General features: G+C 42.7%; 18 protein-coding genes, 2 tRNA genes and 3 rRNA genes. 5 read left to right on the forward strand and 18 right to left on the reverse strand.

Translation table 11 applies throughout. The features are described 5' to 3' along the window. Nucleotide 1: 1 nt before the first annotated feature. Nucleotides 2–1474 (reverse strand): NAD(P)H-hydrate dehydratase, encoded by a 1473-nt coding sequence (locus QUE46_RS15065; RefSeq protein WP_286245465.1) that lies wholly within the window; start codon nt 1472–1474, stop codon nt 2–4. Nucleotides 1475–1632: 158 nt separating this feature from the next. Between QUE46_RS15065 and QUE46_RS15070 the strand changes: the two genes are divergently transcribed. Then, nucleotides 1633–1923 (forward strand): hypothetical protein, encoded by a 291-nt coding sequence (locus QUE46_RS15070; protein WP_286245466.1) that lies wholly within the window; start codon nt 1633–1635, stop codon nt 1921–1923. A gap of 94 nt (nt 1924–2017) precedes the next feature. Here the strand turns inward: QUE46_RS15070 and rrf are convergent. The 5 genes from rrf to QUE46_RS15095 form a co-directional block, all read right to left on the reverse strand. Further along, nucleotides 2018–2132: ribosomal RNA gene (rrf, locus tag QUE46_RS15075) — 5S ribosomal RNA — on the reverse strand. 206 nt (nt 2133–2338) lie between these two features. Further along, nucleotides 2339–5223: ribosomal RNA gene (locus QUE46_RS15080) — 23S ribosomal RNA — on the reverse strand. Nucleotides 5224–5646: 423 nt separating this feature from the next. Beyond that, nucleotides 5647–5722, reverse strand: a tRNA-Ala gene (locus tag QUE46_RS15085). Between the two features lie 111 nt (nt 5723–5833). After that, a tRNA-Ile gene (locus QUE46_RS15090) sits at nt 5834–5910 on the reverse strand. A 76-nt stretch (nt 5911–5986) separates the two neighbouring features. Continuing rightward, a 16S ribosomal RNA gene (locus tag QUE46_RS15095) occupies nt 5987–7520 on the reverse strand. Together the 16S, 23S and 5S rRNA genes with 2 tRNA genes alongside form the textbook arrangement of a ribosomal RNA operon. Before the next feature lie 627 nt (nt 7521–8147). On the opposite strand from QUE46_RS15095, the gene QUE46_RS15100 reads away from it, so the two are divergent. Next, on the forward strand, nt 8148–8627 hold the full coding sequence (locus tag QUE46_RS15100) for an RNA-binding protein (RefSeq protein WP_286245467.1): 480 nt from the start codon (nt 8148–8150) through the stop codon (nt 8625–8627). Here QUE46_RS15100 and murI read toward each other — a convergent pair. Together murI and QUE46_RS15110 are read right to left on the reverse strand one after the other, a co-directional pair. Next, nucleotides 8590–9387: a glutamate racemase gene (murI, locus tag QUE46_RS15105; RefSeq protein ID WP_286245468.1), complete on the reverse strand. Its 798-nt coding sequence runs from the start codon at nt 9385–9387 to the stop codon at nt 8590–8592. The two genes, QUE46_RS15100 and murI, sit on opposite strands and share 38 nt — an antisense overlap. A gap of 65 nt (nt 9388–9452) precedes the next feature. Beyond that, the gene (locus tag QUE46_RS15110) at nt 9453–10592 is read right to left on the reverse strand and encodes a DUF5610 domain-containing protein (RefSeq protein ID WP_286245469.1); all 1140 of its coding nucleotides are present in this window, start codon (nt 10590–10592) and stop codon (nt 9453–9455) included. 165 nt (nt 10593–10757) lie between these two features. Between QUE46_RS15110 and trmA the strand changes: the two genes are divergently transcribed. Beyond that, complete coding sequence (trmA, locus tag QUE46_RS15115; protein ID WP_286245470.1) at nt 10758–11855, forward strand: tRNA (uridine(54)-C5)-methyltransferase TrmA; 1098 nt, start codon at nt 10758–10760, stop codon at nt 11853–11855. A 66-nt stretch (nt 11856–11921) separates the two neighbouring features. Here the strand turns inward: trmA and QUE46_RS15120 are convergent, their stop codons facing one another. Genes QUE46_RS15120 through ccoG form a run of 4 tightly spaced genes read right to left on the reverse strand, consistent with a single transcriptional unit; the run spans nt 11922 to nt 15684 of the window. Beyond that, nucleotides 11922–12560 carry a thiol:disulfide interchange protein DsbA/DsbL gene (locus QUE46_RS15120; RefSeq protein WP_286245471.1) on the reverse strand — a complete coding sequence of 213 codons (639 nt, stop codon included), beginning with the start codon at nt 12558–12560 and terminating at the stop codon, nt 11922–11924. A gap of 18 nt (nt 12561–12578) precedes the next feature. Beyond that, nucleotides 12579–13202 (reverse strand): thiol:disulfide interchange protein DsbA/DsbL, encoded by a 624-nt coding sequence (locus QUE46_RS15125; protein WP_286245472.1) that lies wholly within the window; start codon nt 13200–13202, stop codon nt 12579–12581. Between the two features lie 30 nt (nt 13203–13232). Then, the gene (locus QUE46_RS15130; RefSeq protein ID WP_286245473.1) at nt 13233–14207 is read right to left on the reverse strand and encodes a serine/threonine protein kinase; all 975 of its coding nucleotides are present in this window, start codon (nt 14205–14207) and stop codon (nt 13233–13235) included. Nucleotides 14208–14253: 46 nt separating this feature from the next. Next, a complete protein-coding gene (gene ccoG / locus QUE46_RS15135) occupies nt 14254–15684 on the reverse strand; it encodes a cytochrome c oxidase accessory protein CcoG (RefSeq protein WP_286245474.1) in 1431 nt (476 codons plus the stop codon). Between the two features lie 288 nt (nt 15685–15972). Between ccoG and QUE46_RS15140 the strand changes: the two genes are divergently transcribed. Then, entirely contained in the window at nt 15973–16332 is a 360-nt protein-coding gene (locus tag QUE46_RS15140; protein ID WP_286245475.1) for a hypothetical protein, read from the forward strand. Beyond that, nucleotides 16332–16538 carry a hypothetical protein gene (locus QUE46_RS15145; protein ID WP_286245476.1) on the forward strand — a complete coding sequence of 69 codons (207 nt, stop codon included), beginning with the start codon at nt 16332–16334 and terminating at the stop codon, nt 16536–16538. Before QUE46_RS15140 ends, QUE46_RS15145 begins: the two co-directional genes overlap by 1 nt. 32 nt (nt 16539–16570) lie before the next feature. On the opposite strand, the gene QUE46_RS15150 is transcribed toward QUE46_RS15145, so the two are convergent. From QUE46_RS15150 to gspJ, 6 genes are read right to left on the reverse strand one after another with little or no spacing between them, the layout of a single operon-like run. After that, nucleotides 16571–17158 (reverse strand): UPF0149 family protein, encoded by a 588-nt coding sequence (locus tag QUE46_RS15150; protein WP_286245477.1) that lies wholly within the window; start codon nt 17156–17158, stop codon nt 16571–16573. Between the two features lie 18 nt (nt 17159–17176). Next, nucleotides 17177–17935 carry a type II secretion system protein N gene (locus QUE46_RS15155; RefSeq protein WP_286245478.1) on the reverse strand — a complete coding sequence of 253 codons (759 nt, stop codon included), beginning with the start codon at nt 17933–17935 and terminating at the stop codon, nt 17177–17179. Nucleotides 17936–17938: 3 nt separating this feature from the next. Beyond that, the gene (gene gspM / locus QUE46_RS15160; protein WP_138542494.1) at nt 17939–18412 is read right to left on the reverse strand and encodes a type II secretion system protein GspM; all 474 of its coding nucleotides are present in this window, start codon (nt 18410–18412) and stop codon (nt 17939–17941) included. Beyond that, nucleotides 18409–19617: a type II secretion system protein GspL gene (gene gspL, locus QUE46_RS15165; RefSeq protein ID WP_286245479.1), complete on the reverse strand. Its 1209-nt coding sequence runs from the start codon at nt 19615–19617 to the stop codon at nt 18409–18411. Before gspL ends, gspM begins: the two co-directional genes overlap by 4 nt. Next, on the reverse strand, nt 19614–20600 hold the full coding sequence (gspK, locus tag QUE46_RS15170; RefSeq protein ID WP_286245480.1) for a type II secretion system minor pseudopilin GspK: 987 nt from the start codon (nt 20598–20600) through the stop codon (nt 19614–19616). Before gspK ends, gspL begins: the two co-directional genes overlap by 4 nt. Continuing rightward, entirely contained in the window at nt 20600–21220 is a 621-nt protein-coding gene (gene gspJ / locus QUE46_RS15175; RefSeq protein ID WP_004588444.1) for a type II secretion system minor pseudopilin GspJ, read from the reverse strand. Before gspJ ends, gspK begins: the two co-directional genes overlap by 1 nt. Nucleotide 21221: the final 1 nt, after the last annotated feature.

A 21221-nucleotide genomic window follows, 5' to 3' on the forward strand; every position in this document is an offset into this window, starting at 1 on the left:
CTTAGTTAATTAACGACCTAACTATTTGAAATAAATCCGAGGGTAGCATACCACGCTGCCCTTGCTCTTCAGCCGCAACCTCACCAGCTCTAGCATGAAGAGTTACTCCGTATCGCGCAGCTTCATCGATACTAAGCCCTTGAGCAAGCAATGCACCAATAATACCTGTAAGTACGTCGCCACTCCCTCCCACGGCAAGAGCTGCGTTGCCATTTTCACACACCCAAGTGCTTTTACCGTTATCAATTAAAGAGCCAGCGCCTTTTAGTATGCAAGTAACATTATACCGTTTTGCGCATAATCGTACGCTAGCAAACCTATTTGACTCTATTTCAGAGGTATTTTTGCTAATGAGCCGAGCCGCTTCACTAGGATGCGGAGTAAGCACACATTGGTCCAATGTATAAGCACTGGCATTTTCAGCCAATAAATTAAGTGCATCAGCATCAAGTACAAGCGGCGTATTGCGCTCTTGGCAATAGTGCATAACTGTGCAAAACGTTTTTTTAGCCCATTCATCCTGTCCAAGTCCAGGGCCAAGTACAACACAACTTGCCCACTCTAAAGCTTGCTCAAGGTTTTCACTCATGACCATTAATTCTGCCCTACCTATGCTTATTGGCATAATAGAGCTTTGGTGCGTATAAACCTTCACCATCCCCGCGCCTGCTCGTAGCGCAGCCTCACTACTGAGCCTGATTGCTCCCGCAGTACCTTGGTTACCTCCTATACATAATAACTTGCCATGGTTGCCCTTATGGCTATTTAAAGCCCGAGAGCCAAGGCGTTTAAAGCTGTCTATATTTATCAAGTGAGCACAAGGTGAAGCGAGTTGACTAAAAGTATCTTCAATTGCTAATTCATCGAGAATCAATTCACCGGCATGCTGTTTACCTGTCCCTGTAGAAAGGCCTTGTTTAATCGCAATAAAAGTAAGCGTTTTTGTTGCCTGAATAGCTGCGCCTAATACTTCACCTGTATTTGCATCAATCCCTGAGGGAACATCGATACTTAAAACAGGCTTTTCGCTTTGGTTGATTGCGGTAATAATCTCACAATAATTTTCGCGAACAGGTGAGTTAAGCCCAGTTCCTAGTAACCCATCAATCACACAGTCGCAGCAATTTAAATCACTCTTATCAAACTCGTTAACTATGCCACCATTATCAAGCCATAGCTGTTTCGCTTTAGCCGCGTCACCACTGAGTGTTTTAGCAGGGTCTATAGCACAAACTTTTACCTCTGCACCAGAGTCCTTAATTAAACGCGCGGCGATGTAAGCATCACCCGCATTATTGCCATTACCTGCAATAATTAAAGTAAGCTTAGCGTTAAAAGACTGCCAGTGCTTGTATACGGACTCTCCCGCTCGCTTCATTAAAGTAAATAAACCTATTCCACATTGCTTAGCCGCCTCTTTCTCATAGGAGCGAACCTGCTCTTTTGTATAAATAAGCCTTTGTTCATTTAACATAGAAACTCGCCATAATAAGTGTGTAGATGCTCTATAACTATAGCTTGGGATAAAAGAGCACTTTTCAATAGCTGATTTAGCTTGCGAAACAGCTATTAAAATTGAAGACTTTACTACAAAGAGTGTAAGTTCTGTGGCGAGCCTTATCCGCGGGTTTCGTGATACTCAACCCACGCTACGAAGTACAGATTGACGCTGTGCAGCTGATAGCTAATATTTTTACTTTCTTACAGACAGCAAAAAACCATTACATTGCTGTAACGGGTTTCCCGTATTTTGAGTCGGTGCGCTACGCAGTAGAATGTCGTGGTGCCCACAGCGGTAGTGAGCCACATAGCAAAGTACTCTTAATGTTTTTTAATGGGATTCACTGGGCACTGAGGTGGTCGTCGCGTTCTTTTACCCGTGGGTTTCGTGATACTCAACCCACGCTACGAAGTACAGCTTGACGCTGTGCAGCTGACGGCTGATAGTTAATATTTTCACTTTCTTACAGACGCAAAAAAGCCGCCTCATCTCTGAAGCGGCTTTCTTTTATTTGGAGCCTGGCAATGTCCTACTTTCACATAGCAAATGCTACACTATCATCGGCGCTGTTTCGTTTCACTACTGAGTTCGGCATGGGGTCAGGTGGGTCCAAAACGCTATGGTTACCAAGCAAATATGGTGCAAAGAATTAATGACAAGCACGTAGTGCTACGATTTTCTTTGCGCAAGGTGCCTCAATGTTAACGCTACGCGCTAAGAGTCACCTCATAAATCTGGAAAATATCTGATAATATTTTTTAAATCTTTCTAAGTAATATCTACTTTAGTTATATTAACTTCTGTCTAAACTGTCGCATAAAACGCGTTTGGCGTTGTATGGTTAAGCCTCACGGGTAATTAGTACAGGTTAGCTTAATGGCTCACACCACTTCCACATCCTGCCTATCAACGTTGTAGTCTTCAACGGCCCTTCAGAGACTTTAAAAGTCTAGTGAGAAATCATCTCGAGGCCTGCTTCGCGCTTAGATGCTTTCAGCGCTTATCAGTTCCGAACGTAGCTACCGGGCAATGCCATTGGCATGACAACCCGAACACCAGCGGTTCGTTCACTCCGGTCCTCTCGTACTAGGAGCAACCCCTCTCAATTCTCAAACGCCCACGGCAGATAGGGACCGAACTGTCTCACGACGTTCTAAACCCAGCTCGCGTACCACTTTAAATGGCGAACAGCCATACCCTTGGGACCGACTTCAGCCCCAGGATGTGATGAGCCGACATCGAGGTGCCAAACACCGCCGTCGATATGAACTCTTGGGCGGTATCAGCCTGTTATCCCCGGAGTACCTTTTATCCGTTGAGCGATGGCCCTTCCATTCAGAACCACCGGATCACTATGACCTACTTTCGTACCTGCTCGACGTGTCTGTCTCGCAGTTAAGCTGGCTTCTACCATTACACTAACCGTACGATGTCCGACCGTACTTAGCCAACCTTCGTGCTCCTCCGTTACTCTTTGGGAGGAGACCGCCCCAGTCAAACTACCCACCAGGCACTGTCCGTAACCCCGATTCAGGGGCCAACGTTAGAACATCAAAACTACAAGGGTGGTATTTCAAGGACGACTCCACAAAAACTAGCGTCTCTGCTTCTAAGTCTCCCACCTATCCTACACATGTAGGTTCAATGTTCAGTGCCAAGCTGTAGTAAAGGTTCACGGGGTCTTTCCGTCTAGCCGCGGGTACACAGCATCTTCACTGCGATTTCAATTTCACTGAGTCTCGGGTGGAGACAGCGTGGCCATGGTTACACCATTCGTGCAGGTCGGAACTTACCCGACAAGGAATTTCGCTACCTTAGGACCGTTATAGTTACGGCCGCCGTTTACCGGGGCTTCGATCAAGAGCTTCGTCCGAAAACTAACCCCATCAATTAACCTTCCGGCACCGGGCAGGTGTCACACCGTATACGTCATCTTGCGATTTTGCACAGTGCTGTGTTTTTAATAAACAGTCCCAGCCACCTGGTCACTGCGGCTCCCGTCCGCTTAGAGAGCAAGTCTCATCACAGATAGGAGCGTACCTTCTCCCGAAGTTACGGTACGATTTTGCCTAGTTCCTTCACCCGAGTTCTCTCAAGCGCCTTAGTATTCTCTACCTGACCACCTGTGTCGGTTTGGGGTACGATTCGGTATAATCTGAAGCTTAGAGGCTTTTCCTGGAAGTATGGCATCAGCAACTTCATCACCTTGGTGACTCGTCTCGTGTCTCAGCCTAACAGCAACCCGGATTTACCTAAGTCGCTAGCCTACTCACTTTCACATGGACAACCATCGCCATGCTTGCTTAGCCTTCTCCGTCCCCCCATCGCAATTATACCAAGTACGGAAATATTAATCCGTTTCCCATCGACTACGCCTTTCGGCCTCGCCTTAGGGGTCGACTTACCCTACCCTGATTAACATGGGATAGGAACCCTTGGTCTTCCGGCGTGCGGGTTTTTCACCCGCATTATCGTTACTCATGTCAGCATTCGCACTTCTGATACCTCCAGCAACCCTCCCGGGTCACCTTCAACGGCTTACAGAACGCTCCCCTACCACTCATCCTAAGATGAATCCGCAGCTTCGGTGCATAGTTTAGCCCCGTTACATCTTCCGCGCAGACCGACTCGACCAGTGAGCTATTACGCTTTCTTTAAAGGATGGCTGCTTCTAAGCCAACCTCCTGGCTGTCTGGGCCTTTCCACATCGTTTCCCACTTAACTATGACTTTGGGACCTTAGCTGGCGGTCTGGGTTGTTTCCCTCTTCACGACGGACGTTAGCACCCGCCGTGTGTCTCCCGGATAGTACTTTACGGTATTCGGAGTTTGCAAAGGGTTGGTAAGTCGGGATGACCCCCTAGCCTTAACAGTGCTCTACCCCCGTAAGTATTCGTCCGAGGCTCTACCTAAATAGATTTCGGGGAGAACCAGCTATCTCCCGGTTTGATTAGCCTTTCACTCCTAGCCACAGGTCATCCCCTAACTTTTCAACGTTAGTGGGTTCGGTCCTCCAGTTGATGTTACTCAACCTTCAACCTGCCCATGGCTAGATCACCGGGTTTCGGGTCTATACCTTGCAACTATTCGCCCAGTTAAGACTCGGTTTCCCTACGGCTACCCTAATCGGTTAACCTCGCTACAAAATATAAGTCGCTGACCCATTATACAAAAGGTACGCAGTCACCCTCGAAGGGCTCCTACTGCTTGTACGTACACGGTTTCAGGTTCTATTTCACTCCCCTCACAGGGGTTCTTTTCGCCTTTCCCTCACGGTACTGGTTCACTATCGGTCAGTTGGGAGTATTTAGCCTTAGATGATGGTCCACCTATATTCAGTCAAAGTTTCACGTGCTCCGACCTACTCGATTTCACTCAAAATGCGTTTTCATGTACGGGACTATCACCCTGTATCGTGGCACTTTCCAGAGCCTTCCATTAACACATAATCAGCTTAAGGGCTGTTCCGATTTCGCTCGCCGCTACTATCGGAATCTCGGTTGATTTCTTTTCCTACGGGTACTTAGATGTTTCAGTTCTCCGCGTTCGCCTCGTTAACCTATGTATTCAGTTAACGATACCTGCAAGCAGGTGGGTTTCCCCATTCGGAAATCCTAGTCTCAAGCGCTTTTTACTAGCTTGACTAGGCTTATCGCAAGTTAATACGTCCTTCATCGCCTCCAACTGCCAAGGCATCCACCGTGTACGCTTAGTCACTTAACCATACAACCCAAACGGGTCTTGCTTGGTCTTTTTTACTTATGCTGCCTTGCTTTCTATTTTTGCTTGGTTACATAACACGTTATGCGTCCAGCGACAAAAATATCAGCGGCGTTGCCTAAGTATCAAATCCACGTCGCAATATTAAGTTTTTACACTTAATTGTATTTATAGTGACAGTTTAACTTCGCCAGAAGTTAATATTGAATACTAAAGTAGATACCAATTAATTATTCGATTGAATAATCAATGGCATTTTTTACTTTTGAAAACTCTTGATAAATACAATGTATTTATCAGAATTTTATTATCAGCTTTTCCAAATTTTTAAAGAGCAGAGAATCAAAAACTTCTCAAAATTAAACACACTCTATTCTCAGGTGATGTTGCTACCCGATAAAGAATATTTATTTTTAAGAAGTAAAGTGGTGGAGCTAAGCAGGATCGAACTGCTGACCTCCTGCGTGCAAGGCAGGCGCTCTCCCAGCTGAGCTATAGCCCCACATATGCTGGTCTTACTGTTTGTTATCCGACTTTGATCCAGACTAGGCATGACACGACAAATGTTTAGTTCACTAAACGAGGAGTGTCATAACAACGTATGGTAGCAAAGTGGTGGGTCTGGGTGGATTTGAACCACCGACCTCACCCTTATCAGGGGTGCGCTCTAACCAACTGAGCTACAGACCCAAACAATAAGTGTTGTTCTCTTTACAATTAACAATCATCTGTGTGGACACTACGAACAAATAAGTTCTAAATCGTATAAGGAGGTGATCCAGCCCCAGGTTCCCCTAGGGCTACCTTGTTACGACTTCACCCCAGTCATGAATCACTCCGTGGTAAACGTCCTCCCGAGGGTTAGACTATCTACTTCTGGAGCAACCCACTCCCATGGTGTGACGGGCGGTGTGTACAAGGCCCGGGAACGTATTCACCGCGTCATTCTGATACGCGATTACTAGCGATTCCGACTTCATGGAGTCGAGTTGCAGACTCCAATCCGGACTACGACGCACTTTAAGTGATTCGCTTACTCTCGCGAGTTCGCAGCACTCTGTATGCGCCATTGTAGCACGTGTGTAGCCCTACACGTAAGGGCCATGATGACTTGACGTCGTCCCCACCTTCCTCCGGTTTATCACCGGCAGTCTCCTTAGAGTTCTCAGCATTACCTGCTAGCAACTAAGGATAGGGGTTGCGCTCGTTGCGGGACTTAACCCAACATCTCACAACACGAGCTGACGACAGCCATGCAGCACCTGTATCAGAGTTCCCGAAGGCACCAAACCATCTCTGGTAAGTTCTCTGTATGTCAAGTGTAGGTAAGGTTCTTCGCGTTGCATCGAATTAAACCACATGCTCCACCGCTTGTGCGGGCCCCCGTCAATTCATTTGAGTTTTAACCTTGCGGCCGTACTCCCCAGGCGGTCTACTTAATGCGTTAGCTTTGAAAAACAGAACCGAGGTTCCGAGCTTCTAGTAGACATCGTTTACGGCGTGGACTACCAGGGTATCTAATCCTGTTTGCTCCCCACGCTTTCGTACATGAGCGTCAGTGTTGACCCAGGTGGCTGCCTTCGCCATCGGTATTCCTTCAGATCTCTACGCATTTCACCGCTACACCTGAAATTCTACCACCCTCTATCACACTCTAGTTTGCCAGTTCGAAATGCAGTTCCCAGGTTGAGCCCGGGGCTTTCACATCTCGCTTAACAAACCGCCTGCGTACGCTTTACGCCCAGTAATTCCGATTAACGCTCGCACCCTCCGTATTACCGCGGCTGCTGGCACGGAGTTAGCCGGTGCTTCTTCTGTCAGTAACGTCACAGCTAGCAGGTATTAACTACTAACCTTTCCTCCTGACTGAAAGTGCTTTACAACCCGAAGGCCTTCTTCACACACGCGGCATGGCTGCATCAGGCTTTCGCCCATTGTGCAATATTCCCCACTGCTGCCTCCCGTAGGAGTCTGGGCCGTGTCTCAGTCCCAGTGTGGCTGATCATCCTCTCAAACCAGCTAGGGATCGTCGCCTTGGTGAGCCATTACCTCACCAACTAGCTAATCCCACTTGGGCCAATCTAAAGGCGAGAGCCGAAGCCCCCTTTGGTCCGTAGACATTATGCGGTATTAGCAGTCGTTTCCAACTGTTGTCCCCCACCTCAAGGCATGTTCCCAAGCATTACTCACCCGTCCGCCGCTCGTCATCTTCTAGCAAGCTAGAAATGTTACCGCTCGACTTGCATGTGTTAGGCCTGCCGCCAGCGTTCAATCTGAGCCATGATCAAACTCTTCAATTAAAAAGTTTTTTGTCTTTCGACAGCTCAATGAATTCTGAATTTATTTAATATCTTTCGATATTGAATTGACTGTGCTGCAATTCCTACCGGAGTAGTTATTGCTGTTGGTCACTCAGTTTCAATTGAGACTCTAAATTTGTTTGCCTCACTTAGTAAACTAAGCTTGGCTGTTAGAACTCAATCTGTACGAGTGCCCACACAGATGATTGCTTTATATTGTTAAAGAACGTTGCGACGTTGTCGCTAGGGATGCGTATAATACATCCTTTATTTTTCGAGTCAATACTTAATTTTAAACTTTCTTTTTAGAATATTTAAAACCGAAGTTTTACTTAACTCTCTGAGCAGCTCCTGCCTCGCTATGCGTTGGCGTTCCCCGTCTCAGTGGGGTCGCATTATAGGGAGATCCGAAAACAGATCAACCCTTTTTTTAGATCTTTTTACTGTTCGAACAAAAATAGAGCAAAACAGCGTAAAACTAGCTAAATAACTGGCTAAGATGATGCTTTTTTATACTGGTTTTTATTATTTAATATAAATTTCATTGCTATGTTCGTTTAAGACGTTAAGATAGCAAGTTCACAATGTTAAATTAATGTTTATTTCCTGTTTATTGGTAGATCTAAAATGAAATTACCCGATCAAAAATCTTTTATCTTCTCTGTTATTCTTGCTGTAGTTGGTTTTGTTATTGTTGAGTTTGCTTTAGGCAGCTTAGCTTTAAGCCCAGCATTGCTATTTGGTGCTGGTTTATTAATTGGTGGGGTTGCTATTGCTGCAATGTCATCGGAAGGTGGTGAAGAAGCTGAAGTAAAAACAAAAACACTTTATGTTGGTAATCTTCCTTATCGTGCAAATGAAGGCGTAGTTCGTGCTTTGTTTGAAGAACAAGGTAAAGTTTTCAACGTGCGCCTATTAAAGGATAAAAATACTGGCAAACGTCGTGGCTTTGGTTTTGTTGAAATGGCACAAGCAGATGCAGACAATGCAATTGCTAAGTTAAACGATAGTGAGTTCCAACAGCGTACTTTAAAAGTACGTGAGGCAAAACAAAAACAAGAAGATGATTCTAGCTCTTTACGCACTGGGACGGATCAATCAGTGTAACGTGCTTTATAGCTAGCTTATTACTCAAAACATCAGCCGTTGCATAATATTGCAGCGGCTTTTTTTGGTCTGTAAATTTATTTCCAAAGTTATGCTGCTCTAGTAGGTAGCTTACTCTGCTGGCAATGGCCGCGCCTGAATCGAGTAATTGCACTGAATTATTAAAGTACGCTTGTATGGCATTGCTAAGAATTGGAAAATGTGTGCAACCTAGTACAAGTACATCTATATCTGAGTTTATGCCCAAACGTGTTAGCTCTTTGTGCAGTTTGAGTGTATCTAGCTGCTGAGTGAAAAATAACTGCTCAGCCAATGCCACCAGTTCAACACTGCTATATAAACTCACTGTTACGTTGCTGGCATGCTCTTTTATTAATGTATGAGTATAGGGACTTGCAACTGTGGCCGGGGTTGCCAATAAGCCGATGTGCTTTGTGCGAGTTACCTCAGCAGCAGGCTTTATTGCAGGCACCACGCCGACAATAGGTATTGATGTAATTTTGCGTACTTCACTTAAGGCTGATGTAGAGGCTGTATTGCAGGCTATAACAATAAGATCGACTTTAAGCGCGTTTTGCTCAATAAAATAAATGAGTGAGCACAAACGGCCTATAATAGTTTGCTGGGTTTGCGCGCCATAAGGGAGTAACGCATTATCCATAAAGTAGCTGTACTGTGCATCTGGAATACGCTTTTGAATATGCTCAAGCACGGTGGTGCCACCTATACCTGAATCAAATACCATTATGTGGGCTGACAAACTTTGGTTCCTACTGTTTATTAAGAACGGCAGTTTGCCATGAGGTATTTATAAAAGAAAGCAGTTTAGCTTTGCTCAGACTTTAGCGCGGCGAGTGCATCGCCCGCTGAATTTAATTGATTTAGGTTTTCGAACATTGCCTGGGTATAATCAACTAGCTGATCGACCGCTGCTTGATCTTGGTTTAGCCACTCTATAATACCGGCAAGCTGATCTTGTAGGCCTAGTTGCGATGCTTTATCGAATGCATTTTTTAGGTCGTCATTAAAAGGCGCGATCGCATCGGCTACCTCTTTTGTTGGGTTTGGTTGATATTGCTCATAACTTTTAACGGTAGCGACTGTTTTCGTTTGGCGAAGATCCATTGAAAATGCCACTAGTTGCTCACTGCCTAAGCTCAGCTCTTGTGCTTTTTCAAATGCTTCATCCAAATCACCACTAAAAAATGTTTTACTTACTCCTTGTAGCTCTTCCATCATGGCATTAATAGCATCTTGCTCTTGTTCATTTAAATCACCATTAACCGACATTGAGAAAGACAGCTCTCGAGATTGCGACGATGAGCTGGCAAATGATTCGCTGTTATTACTTTGTTGATACCCGCTCGCTGTTTGCGACTCATATGCATCAGCAAAGCTAATACTGACTTCATCACCTTCGGCTGTTGTAAACTTATATTCAGCATTACTACTCATACTTACATATTGTGCTTGGCTTACGCTTACACTGGCCGGTTGTGGGTTAAATAGGGTTTGCTCAAACTCATCAAGCCCCTCAAAAATGCCTTCTTTTGACTTGTCGATGCCCTCTTGCATTTCTTCGTTAAATACACCGGTGCCTTTTAGTTCATCAACCGCTTCGTCTATACCGGTTTGAACCCCAGTGCGCGCATCGTCTAACATGTTTTTTAATTTATCGTCATCAGCACCATTGGCTTTAGCTTTATTAACTGCGCCAGATACAAAGTCGAGTACATTTTTTACTATTTCATCAAAATCGAATAAAGGTTTATCGGCTTGTTTTTGCTCAACAGGTAAACCTAGTTGCTCTGCCATTTTGTCGCCAAGCACTTTTGCAGCAAGTTCTCTGCCTCGCTGTAATGAAGTTTCTTGCGGAGATTGGATTGTTGGCTGCTGTAGCGCCTCTTTATTATTAAATTTGTTTACGTTGTTGTTTGGCGTATAGCCATAATTACCGATTTTCATGATCCACCTCCGTTACGTACTTAGCTTATTATCGGCTAATAGTGACAAAACTAAAGTGCATGTTTAAAAAAACAGCAACTTTATTATCAGCAAAACTAGACAAATACTGCTCGCTCCCTACAATAGCGCCGATAAATAGATCTCATAGATAAGGTAGTAGCATTAATGGCAGTGATTAAAATAGATACCACACAGTACGATACGCAGCTAAATGAAAAAGAGCAGCGTATTACGTCGCAATTTAAGCGATTTGGTGTGCAACAATTAGAGGTATTTAGCTCAGAGCCAATTAACTACCGCCAACGTGCTGAATTTAGAGTATGGCACGATGGGGATGATCTATTTCATATTATGTTTGATCAAGCAACAAAAGAAAAAATTCGCGTTGACACTTTTGACCCTGCTGCGCCATTAGTTGGTGAAGTGATGCAGGTGATGATTGATAATTTAAAGTCGTGTGAAGTATTACGTCGTAAGCTGTTTCAAATTGACTATTTATCGTCATTAAGCGGTGAGATTTTAGTAAGCTTGCTTTATCACAAGCCACTTGATGATCAGTGGCTAACTGAAATTAAAGCCCTTAAAGAAAAACTAAGCAGTAAATACAAAATTGATTTTATTGGCCGAGCGCGCAAGCAAAAAGAAGTGCTAGGCGATGACTTTGTCACAGAGCGTTTAACAGTAAATGGCCAAGAGCTTATTTACCAACAAGTTGAAAATAGCTTTACTCAGCCAAATGCGAAAGTAAATATTAAAATGCTTGAGTGGGCGCAAGACCTATGCAAACCACTTAATAACGATTTACTAGAGCTTTACTGTGGTAATGGTAATTTCTCTATTGCATTGGCGGGTTCATTTAATCGCGTATTAGCTACTGAAATATCTAAGTCTTCTGTGCATTCAGCGCAATACAACATTGCTAAAAATAAAGTAGATAACTTAGATATAATTCGCATGTCGAGTGAAGAGTTTACCCAGGCAATGAATGGTGAACGTACCTTTTCGCGCTTAGAGGGGATAGATTTAAAAAGTTACGATTGCCAAACTATTTTGGTCGACCCACCGCGCGCAGGTATGGATACCCTTACGTGTGACTTAGTGGCTAACTACGAGAACATTATTTATATATCGTGCAACCCAAACACGCTTGAGCGCGATTTAGATCATTTGACGCGCACCCATAACGTTAAGCGTTTTGCGATATTTGATCAGTTCCCATATACGCATCACATTGAATCGGGTGTTTTCTTACAAAGAAAATAGTGAGTTAAATTTAAATCACTTCCATAAAAAAAGCTCCCTCAGGAGCTTTTTTTGTTTTAACAAATCTTACTTGTTCGCTAAATAGTTAATTAATTTACTAATATCTTCTGGCGCGGTAATACCCGACTCTCGGCCTAGGTTTAATTTGTATTTACCATTTACGATAAAGGTTGGTACGCCACGTAGCGCGCCTTTTTCTTTAAAGTAATTTTGGTCACGTTTCATTTTAGAGCTTAATGTACGTACCGAGAAGCTTTTGTATAGTTTATCAAACTTATCGCCATCAACACCCTGCGCTACAAATACATCTTTTACATCTGCAAGCTCGTTAAATTTAGCGCGCTTTGTGTGAATGTGGTTAAAAATAGCCGCAACAATTTTATCTTTTTGTGGAAGCACTTCCGCGGTTGCTAACGCTTGGCTCATCATTTGTTGGTTTTCTGGATCGCGAACACCGACAAAATCAACATGGCTCTTTTTAAATTTAACGTCTTTGTCTAGCTTTGGCTTAAACTCACCAATTAATGCTTCCATGTTATTACAAGCTGGGCAATAAAATGAGAAAAACTCTTTAACTTCTGGCTTTTTAGTCGCGCGTTCTGCCACTACATCGTAATGCACGCCTTCTTCATACGTTGCTGCAAAACTAGTTGCTGCCATTGGTAGTAGTAATGCAAGTAAACCTGCTTTAACTAATTTGATCATTGTTATTGTTCTCCGAGATTAAAGTGTTAGTAAAAAAGCAACTAACTCATTCAGTTCTTGCTGGTTATTAATAGTATTCATGTTTATTTTATATTTATCATTTACGATAAAGGTAGGTACACCAGTTAGCGCACCTAATTTTGAATATTTGTTTTGTTTATCTTGCATTGCACGCTCAGCAGAAATAATTGGCATGCTGGCAATGTCTTGATCAAACGTTGCACTATCAATACCGTTAACTTCAAGTAACTTTTTTACGTCTTTGATTTGCGTTAAAGGTGCGCGCTGTACATGAATACTTTTAAAGATTTGATCGCTGATACTTTGTGCTTGACCGTGCTTTTTACCGATTAAGTAGGCGTAGCTTAAGTTGCTTTGCGCCTGTGGTGATACGCCACCTAAAAAGTTAACGTGATTTTTTATAAATTCAGTACCCTCGGGCAGGCTTTTTTCAATTGCTTTTGCAACAGGCTCAAATTTAAAACAATGCGGACAGTAAAATGAGAAAAACTCGGTTACTTGTGGCTCTGCGCTTTTTTCTACATCAATAACAGTGTACTGGTTATCGGCTTCAAACTGTGCAGCAAGGGCTGCAAATGGTAAACATAAAAGTAGTAGGCTCAGTTTCAATTTTTTAAGCATTGGTATCTCGTGTACTTTTTAAATAAAATTTTATGGCAATAACTTCAGCGGGGCTTCTTGCAGTGCAGCAAGTTGCTCTTTAAGTGCTAAAATCTGTTGCTCCCAGTATTTGTCTTCAGCAAACCATGAAAAGTTCCGTACGAACGCCGGATCGCTCCATCGCTTGGCTACCCAACCCATATAATGAATAATACGCATTGCACGAAGCGGTTCAATTAATTTGAGTTGAGTGTGGTCAAAATCACAAAACTCTTCATACGCATTTACAAGGGTGTCTAACTGTAACAGCTGTGTTTGACGATCGCCACTGAGCATCATCCATAAATCTTGAATGGCCGGCCCTTGGCGAGCATCATCTAAATCAACAAACATAAGTGCTTCGCCTGCCCACAAAATGTTACCAGCGTGGCAATCACCATGTAAGCGTATCGTTTGCACATTTTTATACTGTGCTTGCGTTTGCTCAATAACCAAGTCCAATATGGTATAAAAAGCAGTGCTGATCCCCATAGGTACCAAATTACTTTTTTGCAGATGAACTTTAGCTGTATGCAAATATTCTTCGCAGCTAAACGTAGGCCTGTGCTCAAATGCTTTGCTTTTAGCTACCTGATGCATACGGCCAATTAAACGCCCCATTACATCAAGCTGATCTAGGTTATCCACTTCAAATAACCGTCCACCCACACTAGGAAACAACACAAAAACGTAGCCCTGGTGTTCAAATAAGCTTTGTCCGTTGTGCTTAATGGGTGCAACAACGGGTACTTCAGCTTCGGCAAGCTCGAAAGCAAAGTCATGCTCTTCTTGTATTTGCGCTTTGCTCCAGCGCTCTGGTCGGTAAAACTTAACAACGTAGCGCAGGCCATCTTCCGCCTTAAATTGGTAGACTCTGTTTTCGTAGCTATTAAGTGCTAATAAACCTGACTCTGCATATATACCAACGCTTTCTATTGCATCGAGAATTAAGTCGGGCGTTAAATCTTCAAAACTAAATTTACTCATGGGCTTCTTAATGTAAAAAGCGGGTTACCCCGCTTTTGTTAGTATTTTATCGCGCTTTAAAAAAGTTACTCGGTTGCGATATGTTTTCATCGGGGTCATTAACCGGTGAAAGTACAAAGTTAAACTCCGTCATTGGCGCTTTTAAATCATACGGGTCCATCACAAGTGACAATGGCACATTATGCGATTGCCCAGCTTGTACTGTAAATGTTTGCTTGCCAATGTACTTAAAGTTTTCAAGGCCTTGAACATCAATATTAAAGGTTTGCTCGTACTGCGCCTTGTTGATTACTTTTAATGTATAGGTGTTTTCTACCAAGCCATTAAAGTCAACACGATACAATTGGTTACGGTCTCGTATTATGTCAAAGTCCATAGGCTTTCTAAATGCAATGTTAGCCACCAGCGCACTGGTAAGCACCACCAGTATGACCGTGTAACCTATGATTTTAGCTCGCAGTGGGTTGGTTTTATTTTCAGGTGTTTCGAGATTACGCTCTGTAGTATAAGAAATAAGACCTCGCGGGTAATCCATTTTATCCATTACACCATCGCAGGCATCAATACATGCGCCACAATTTATACACTCAGCTTGCAAACCATTGCGAATATCTATTCCTGTAGGGCAAACCTGCACACACAAGTTACAGTCTATACAATCGCCCATTTCTAAATCTTCGTGGGCAATTTTACGCGAACGTGGGCCTCGGCTTTCGCCGCGTTTTTCATCGTACGTTACGGTGTAAGTGTCTTTATCAAACATAGCTGATTGAAAACGTGAATAGGGACAAATGTGTAAACACATAATTTCACGCATCCACCCTGCGTTAGCGTAAGTACACGCTGCAAAGAAAATAATACTTACCAGCGCGTAACCACCTACATTAAAAGTAACAAAGTCAGGGAGTAATTCACGGATAGGCGTAAAGTATCCAACAAACGAAATCGCCGTATATAAGGCAAATAAAACCCAACTAGTGTGCTTTGCTGTTTTTCGCCAAAACTTATCTAAGTCCATCGGGCGTTGATCTAGCTTTTTACGCTGATTAGCTGTGCCTTCAAACTTTTCTTCAAACCAAATAAATATAAAGGTCCATACAGTTTGCGGGCAGGTATAGCCACACCATACTCGGCCATAAAAGGTAGTGACCAAAAATAGTGCAAACGCTGCCAACATAAATATAAAGGCTAATATAGTGAAATCTTGCGGCCACAGCGTTAGCCCAAAAATATTGTACTTTTGGCCAACTAAGTCAAATAACACAGCTTGCTGGCCATTAAAATTTATCCAAGGCAAAAGCATAAAAGCAAGCATGCCTAAAAAGCCTATACGTTGTCTAAGTAACTGATGAAGCCCTTTTACTGCACGAACATATATTCGGTTACGTGGATTAAACCTATCGTCTTGACGGCTTAAATCCGGTTGTTGGATTTTAACCTCTGCAGGTATATTTTTTACTTTAATTTGCTTGTCCATCGAAGTTCCTCAACGCCGCTTGGAAATAAAAACGTAGCAATGTGTGCGTATTCTATACTGTAACTGTAGTTCGTTAATGGTAAGTGTGATTAGTTTATATAATCAGCTATTTGAATACTTTCAGATATTTCAGAAATATCTAACTGCTGCTGGCCATTATAACAATACAGACTAAAATTACAGGTATAGATTGCTAATAATTTATTCATCTCAGTTACTTGCTTTTAAAATGCAGTTTATTACACTGCTTGCTAAAATTACCTCATTAAGATCAAGGTTTACGCATTCATGAAAAAATTTATTATATTGGTCATTTTGATCCTTGCGTTTTTTACTATTGATCACCCGTTAGTTAAAGAGCCCCGCGAAAAGCTATTAGGTGAAGGTGTGGGTTTTTTAAGTGATGCGAGCAAAATAAACCGTAGCCCTGCGGCCAACATGGCTAAAAACCGTATCAGCAGTGCGTTAAAGCTCTCTGAGTCTGAGCAAGAATATATTGAAAAAACCTTTACCACTGATGATTCAGTGCAGTTATTTCATTTACGTTATTGCCGCGAGCGCGACCTAAATTTATATTTTTACGAGCAACGTTTAAATACAGTGTGTAAAATTGTATCGGATGCATTAGAACAAAAGAGAGCTAAGTAGTGGATTTTTCGCAATTAAACAAAAAATCGAGTGACTCTTTTCATAAACAGCGCACAATACTTAAAAAGCTATCGCAAGGTAAAACCTTGCATTGTGAGCAGTGCGGCGAGGTGTTAACACTCGATTTAGCCACCAGCGAGCCGGGCAAAGGCGCTGTTAAGTGTAAAAAAGGCTGCACTGATATTATTTTAGAACTGGGCGCTTAATTACCCTAAGCGCCGTTTAATACATCTAAAGGCTACTCTTCCCACCCTTCATCGGTAATCAGCCCACTGTTTATAGCTACCACCTCAATTAGCTCGGCAAAACCTAATGCAAAGTCGCCCATTGATTCGTACTGATACTGATATAAAGCTTCGAGTGTCATGCTGTTTTGCTGCGCAATTTGCACTCTTGTTTGCTCATCAACAGCAAAAAAGCTAAGCGTACTTAGCGCACTCTCTAGTGCTTCTTTGTACTGAGGCTCTAACGCGGGAGCTGTTAATAAGGGTTGTGCGTATTCTTGAGTAGCACGTAAAAAACCTTCACTCCACGCTTGGCTATAGTCTAGGTCAAAATTGGCAGGTAACTTGTAGCCGGTTTCAAATACTTGCTCACTAATTTGATGGTACAACGCCATAAATAAAAACAGTATTTCTTCGTCTAAATCGTTAGCCGTATTAGGCACAATCTGCGCTAACCACTGGTGAACTTCTAATGGGTTTGGCGAGCAAATAACCCCAAATAGATAGCCTTGGCTTTGTGTTAATGACATAGCCTGAGGTTGAGTACTTAAAAATGTACTTAATTGATGTGCGTGTTGTTCGTTAAACTGTGGTAATTGCATTAAATCTCTTTTGTTACATTAAAAATTTAGTGGGTAGCGGCCCTGCGCATCGGGGCGGCCTAAAAACTTAACCGCGTCGTGTACATCTTTTGGTAAGCTGGCGTCAGGTTTAACATAGCCTGCCACTTTAAAGTCAAAGTTAGCTTTAAGTGTTGCGTCGGCTTCAAGGCCTAACGTGTTATCTGGGTCTACTAAAATGGCTATATCGCCCGACTTACAGCTTAACATGCCACTCAGTGGCCCTATATTAAACCAGCCATTAAAGCCTTTAACATCTATATTGGGGCTGGCAATTTCGCCTTTTAATGACTCACAATAAGGCAGACCTGAGGTATACTCATTAACCTCTAAAATGACACGGCCTTTTGCAGTAGCTGGTATAGGTAATGCAATACGTTGCATAGCACGCTCTACGGTCGAGCGAATTATACCATCGGTAACTTTAACCACATTATTAAATAATCCGTAATTCACATCAGCATAGCCCGAAATATCGCTACGCTCACGAGGATTACCAAATTTTAAGTTAGCATTTAAATTACCCGTAAATAACTGCCAGCCAGCAATATCCCAGCGAACATTATTTAATTGCTCGTCTTGATAGCGCACTTGCATCATTTGGCCTTGCCACACACTCCCTACGGTTTGGCCTATTTCAAGCTGCTTTGGTAAGTACGGCTTAGCTAGATCTAATGCAATCGCCGCTGGTAATTTCATAATGCAAAACACAACAAAACTAATAAAAAATACCACTGATAATATTATTATTTTTTTCATTAATTACTTCTCTAGTACTAAGCGGCTTACACGTACAAACCCTGATTTATCATCTTTGCTTAAATCCAGGTTTTCTACTCTTAAGCCATGCTGATTAACCAGTTCGTCTAACCATTCTATTAATTGATTAAACTCCACCGAATCAAGCGTTAAACGTAACGAGTTATCGTTAGGCTGCATTTTACTAATAGTAATACGGTAACGACTACGCGTTGAATTAACCACTTGGCTAATATTTTGATTGCTAATTGCCTGCGTGTTACCCGCCGCTTTTAACTTTACTATGCTTTGATCAACCCATACGAGCAGCTCTTGCTGAGTGACGTACGACTTTTTAGCTTTATCTATGGCGTTATTTAAAGGTCTAAAAATTCCCATTACTAAAACAAAAACAACAAATATACCACCAGCAACCATAATCAATTGCTGCTCTTGCTCTTTTAAAGAACGCCAGTATTGCATTATTTGCTTTTTCATACTGCACCTCGCAGTTTTATTTCGCCCACTACAAAATCGCCATCGTTATTTAACGAGCCTTGTTCAACCGTTAATCCTTGTTGCTCAAGTATACTTTTTACTTTACCAAACGTTTGAAAGTCTTTTGCGCGTGCGCGTATTCGCAGCTCATTGCGACGTTTATCGTAACGTAGGGTTTCTGGCGTAAATTCGCTTACTTGCGAAAACACGCCAACCAATTGGCTGGTCAAATCTAAAAAACCGGCTTCACTTTCGCCATTAATAGTTTTAAGCGCGCCCCTGATTTGGCTTTTAATTAAGTTAGGGCGCACTTTAGTTCCGGGGAATGCTTTTTGGTATCTATCCACTACCTGAGCTTTAGCAAGCTCAACACGCGAGTTAAGTTGATTAAGTTCAATCAGCTTTATGGCAATGGTAGCAAATAAAGCAACACCGGTAATAATGGCTGCGCCTTTCCAATAACCCCACCACAGTGCACTTTTCTTTTTAAGCTGGTACATACCTTGGCGTAAATTAAATTTAACGCTGGTAAGTTGTTTAGCGAATAAGGCCAGTGGTAAATCGTAGTCGCTTGCTTGTGAAATTAGGTTAATACTTTCAGGAAACTGATTAGCTGGGCTATAGTGCTTTACGCTTGGCTCGCCAAGTGCACTTAAGTACTCCCTTAGCCAGCTATTTTCAACGGCACTAATATGCCAATCGCCTCTTTTAAATAACCACTGATTATTAAGCTCTATGGCGGTTAATGTATCATCATCGGCTGTAGGCAGTAGCAGCGCATCAGGTAAAACGGTGTATACCGCCAAGTTATGCTCTGAAAATAAAGCAAGCCAAGCTTCAAACCACTCGCGGTCAGTTAAGGCAACTTTAATTGCATGCTGCTCATCAATCATAGTGGGTTCGCCAATTGCGACAAATAGCTCGTCTATATCGCACGCAATATCTTCTTCAAGCATGTATGGCAACGCTTGCTCTAACTTACGATTCCACTTAGTCGGCAACGCCACTGTTTTAAGCTGCACCTGATCGCTAGGCAGTAATACCACTACCTCGCGGGTTTGCGCTTTTTCACTTAGCTCACTTAAACGGCTTGCGTCGGTTAATTCCCCACTGGCAATTATTTCTTGTTCTTGTGGTGAATAAATTAACCAATTTAATTTATCTTGCTCTGTTTGACCCGTGCGGATCAGCAGTATTTCTGTCACTGTACGCCTCCAAATTTTCGCGCCAGTATCGTTACTTCGCCATTTTTGGCATGAAGTAATGTGGTCATCGAAAAACGCAAATCGACAAACGTCGCCTGCGTTTGTAATTTAAAATATTCGCTGTTAATACTAAATAACTCTTTAACCGAATCTAAATTTGTACCGCCTTGCTGCTGTACCTCGGAAAAAAATTCATCCACGCTATCAAAGCCGGTTTCAGGACGAGCTGCTATAACCGCCTCTGCGCTCGATAACGATAATTCGTCAATCATGGCACTTAAAATAAGTGCCTGTTCAGGAAGTAACGTATTGACGTTAATCGATAATAAGGGAGACCCCGGAATAACACACACAAAAGGTAATACCTTTTCCATTACTAGCGGGTTAAAACCTTTTACCAAGCGCAGCTCAGAAGGTGATGCAAATAAACTATTTGCGCTCATATAAGGGTAATCACGGGATAAATACTCGTCTTCTTCAGCGCCTGAACGATAGGTAATGCTGTTTTCATCAAGCCAGTCAAATACACTATCTGCCATTGCTTCTTCGCTTTCCTCGGCAGGTAAATCTTCAATATTTTCTAATAATGCAAACAGTGCTTTATGGGCAGGGTTGGTTTTGCTGGTAGAGTTTAGATCTGGCGCTTCCCCTAATGCATTTAAATTTAAACACGCTTGTAGGTCAGTAATTTTACCGCTTAGAGTACCGTTATCTACAGGGTATTGGGTGTCGCCTTGCGTAGCCCAAACCTGATCTAACGAGGTTTTGTCAGGATCATCGTCTTTACTTAACTTTAGTGCCTTTATTGCCAGCTCTTCAGCGCCGTAGGCATACCACTTTGCTTGCTGGTGACCTTGCAAGTTAGTACTTTTTTGAACCTGCACCATTAAATTAGCACTCATTTCTACGGCTAATATCGCCGCCAGTGCAACAATAAACAGCACAATAACTAATGCGGCACCGCGTGATTCGCGCTTATTCATTAATTACTCTCCCCGCTGTTTTTACCCTGCCCGGGTACTAAAAAAACACGACGAATAGGCTCTGCCTCAATTTGCTGCAAAGTAACCGCAACCGCTTTAGGTAACGCTTTTATTTGCCATTGCTCTTGCCATTCGTTGTTGGCATCTAAAAATTCAAATTTAAGCTCTTCAATACCTTTTAAAACAACTTGTACCCGCGGCTCCATATTATCAAGCTGATCTACATACACTCTGTATACACGCTCTAAATTGTCATCAAGCACTCTATACCCTACGGCTTGTAACTCAGAGCGAGGCAGCAAATTAATTGGGTTTACCCAGCCATCGCGTACAAACGCAATACCATCGTATTGGCTTTCTAATATATAACGCCCTGCTAGTAAGTATTGCTCTTGCGCATCTCCGGCTTCGTTACGTACAGTGCGCTGAGTCATTTGGCTAAAGTCTTGGTCCATTAACCTAAATGCGGTTTGCAGGCCGTTAAGCTCCGCTATTTTTTCATCAGACGCTTCTTTTGCTTTGGTGGTTGAGTCTAAAATTTGGTGAGTCGCCATAATCACCACCGCTAAAATAGCCATGGCAACTAATACTTCGATTAATGTAAATCCACGTTGCTTCACT

The sequence above is a fragment of the Pseudoalteromonas sp. MM1 genome, assembly GCF_030296835.1.
GTDB lineage: Bacteria > Pseudomonadota > Gammaproteobacteria > Enterobacterales > Alteromonadaceae > Pseudoalteromonas.

Excerpts from the sequence above, each read along its gene's own strand:
- gspK (WP_286245480.1), bottom strand. The coding sequence starts at position 20,600 with ATGAATAAGCGCGAATCACGCGGTGCCGCATTAGTTATTGTGCTGTTT.
- QUE46_RS15120 (WP_286245471.1), bottom strand. The coding sequence starts at position 12,560 with ATGATCAAATTAGTTAAAGCAGGTTTACTTGCATTACTACTACCAATG.
- QUE46_RS15065 (WP_286245465.1), bottom strand. The coding sequence starts at position 1,474 with ATGTTAAATGAACAAAGGCTTATTTATACAAAAGAGCAGGTTCGCTCC.
- QUE46_RS15110 (WP_286245469.1), bottom strand. The coding sequence starts at position 10,592 with ATGAAAATCGGTAATTATGGCTATACGCCAAACAACAACGTAAACAAA.
- QUE46_RS15155 (WP_286245478.1), bottom strand. The coding sequence starts at position 17,935 with ATGAAAAAAATAATAATATTATCAGTGGTATTTTTTATTAGTTTTGTT.
- QUE46_RS15130 (WP_286245473.1), bottom strand. The coding sequence starts at position 14,207 with ATGAGTAAATTTAGTTTTGAAGATTTAACGCCCGACTTAATTCTCGAT.
- QUE46_RS15125 (WP_286245472.1), bottom strand. The coding sequence starts at position 13,202 with ATGCTTAAAAAATTGAAACTGAGCCTACTACTTTTATGTTTACCATTT.
- QUE46_RS15140 (WP_286245475.1), top strand. The coding sequence starts at position 15,973 with ATGAAAAAATTTATTATATTGGTCATTTTGATCCTTGCGTTTTTTACT.
- trmA (WP_286245470.1), top strand. The coding sequence starts at position 10,758 with ATGGCAGTGATTAAAATAGATACCACACAGTACGATACGCAGCTAAAT.
- QUE46_RS15150 (WP_286245477.1), bottom strand. The coding sequence starts at position 17,158 with ATGCAATTACCACAGTTTAACGAACAACACGCACATCAATTAAGTACA.
- QUE46_RS15100 (WP_286245467.1), top strand. The coding sequence starts at position 8,148 with ATGAAATTACCCGATCAAAAATCTTTTATCTTCTCTGTTATTCTTGCT.
- gspM (WP_138542494.1), bottom strand. The coding sequence starts at position 18,412 with ATGAAAAAGCAAATAATGCAATACTGGCGTTCTTTAAAAGAGCAAGAG.
- ccoG (WP_286245474.1), bottom strand. The coding sequence starts at position 15,684 with ATGGACAAGCAAATTAAAGTAAAAAATATACCTGCAGAGGTTAAAATC.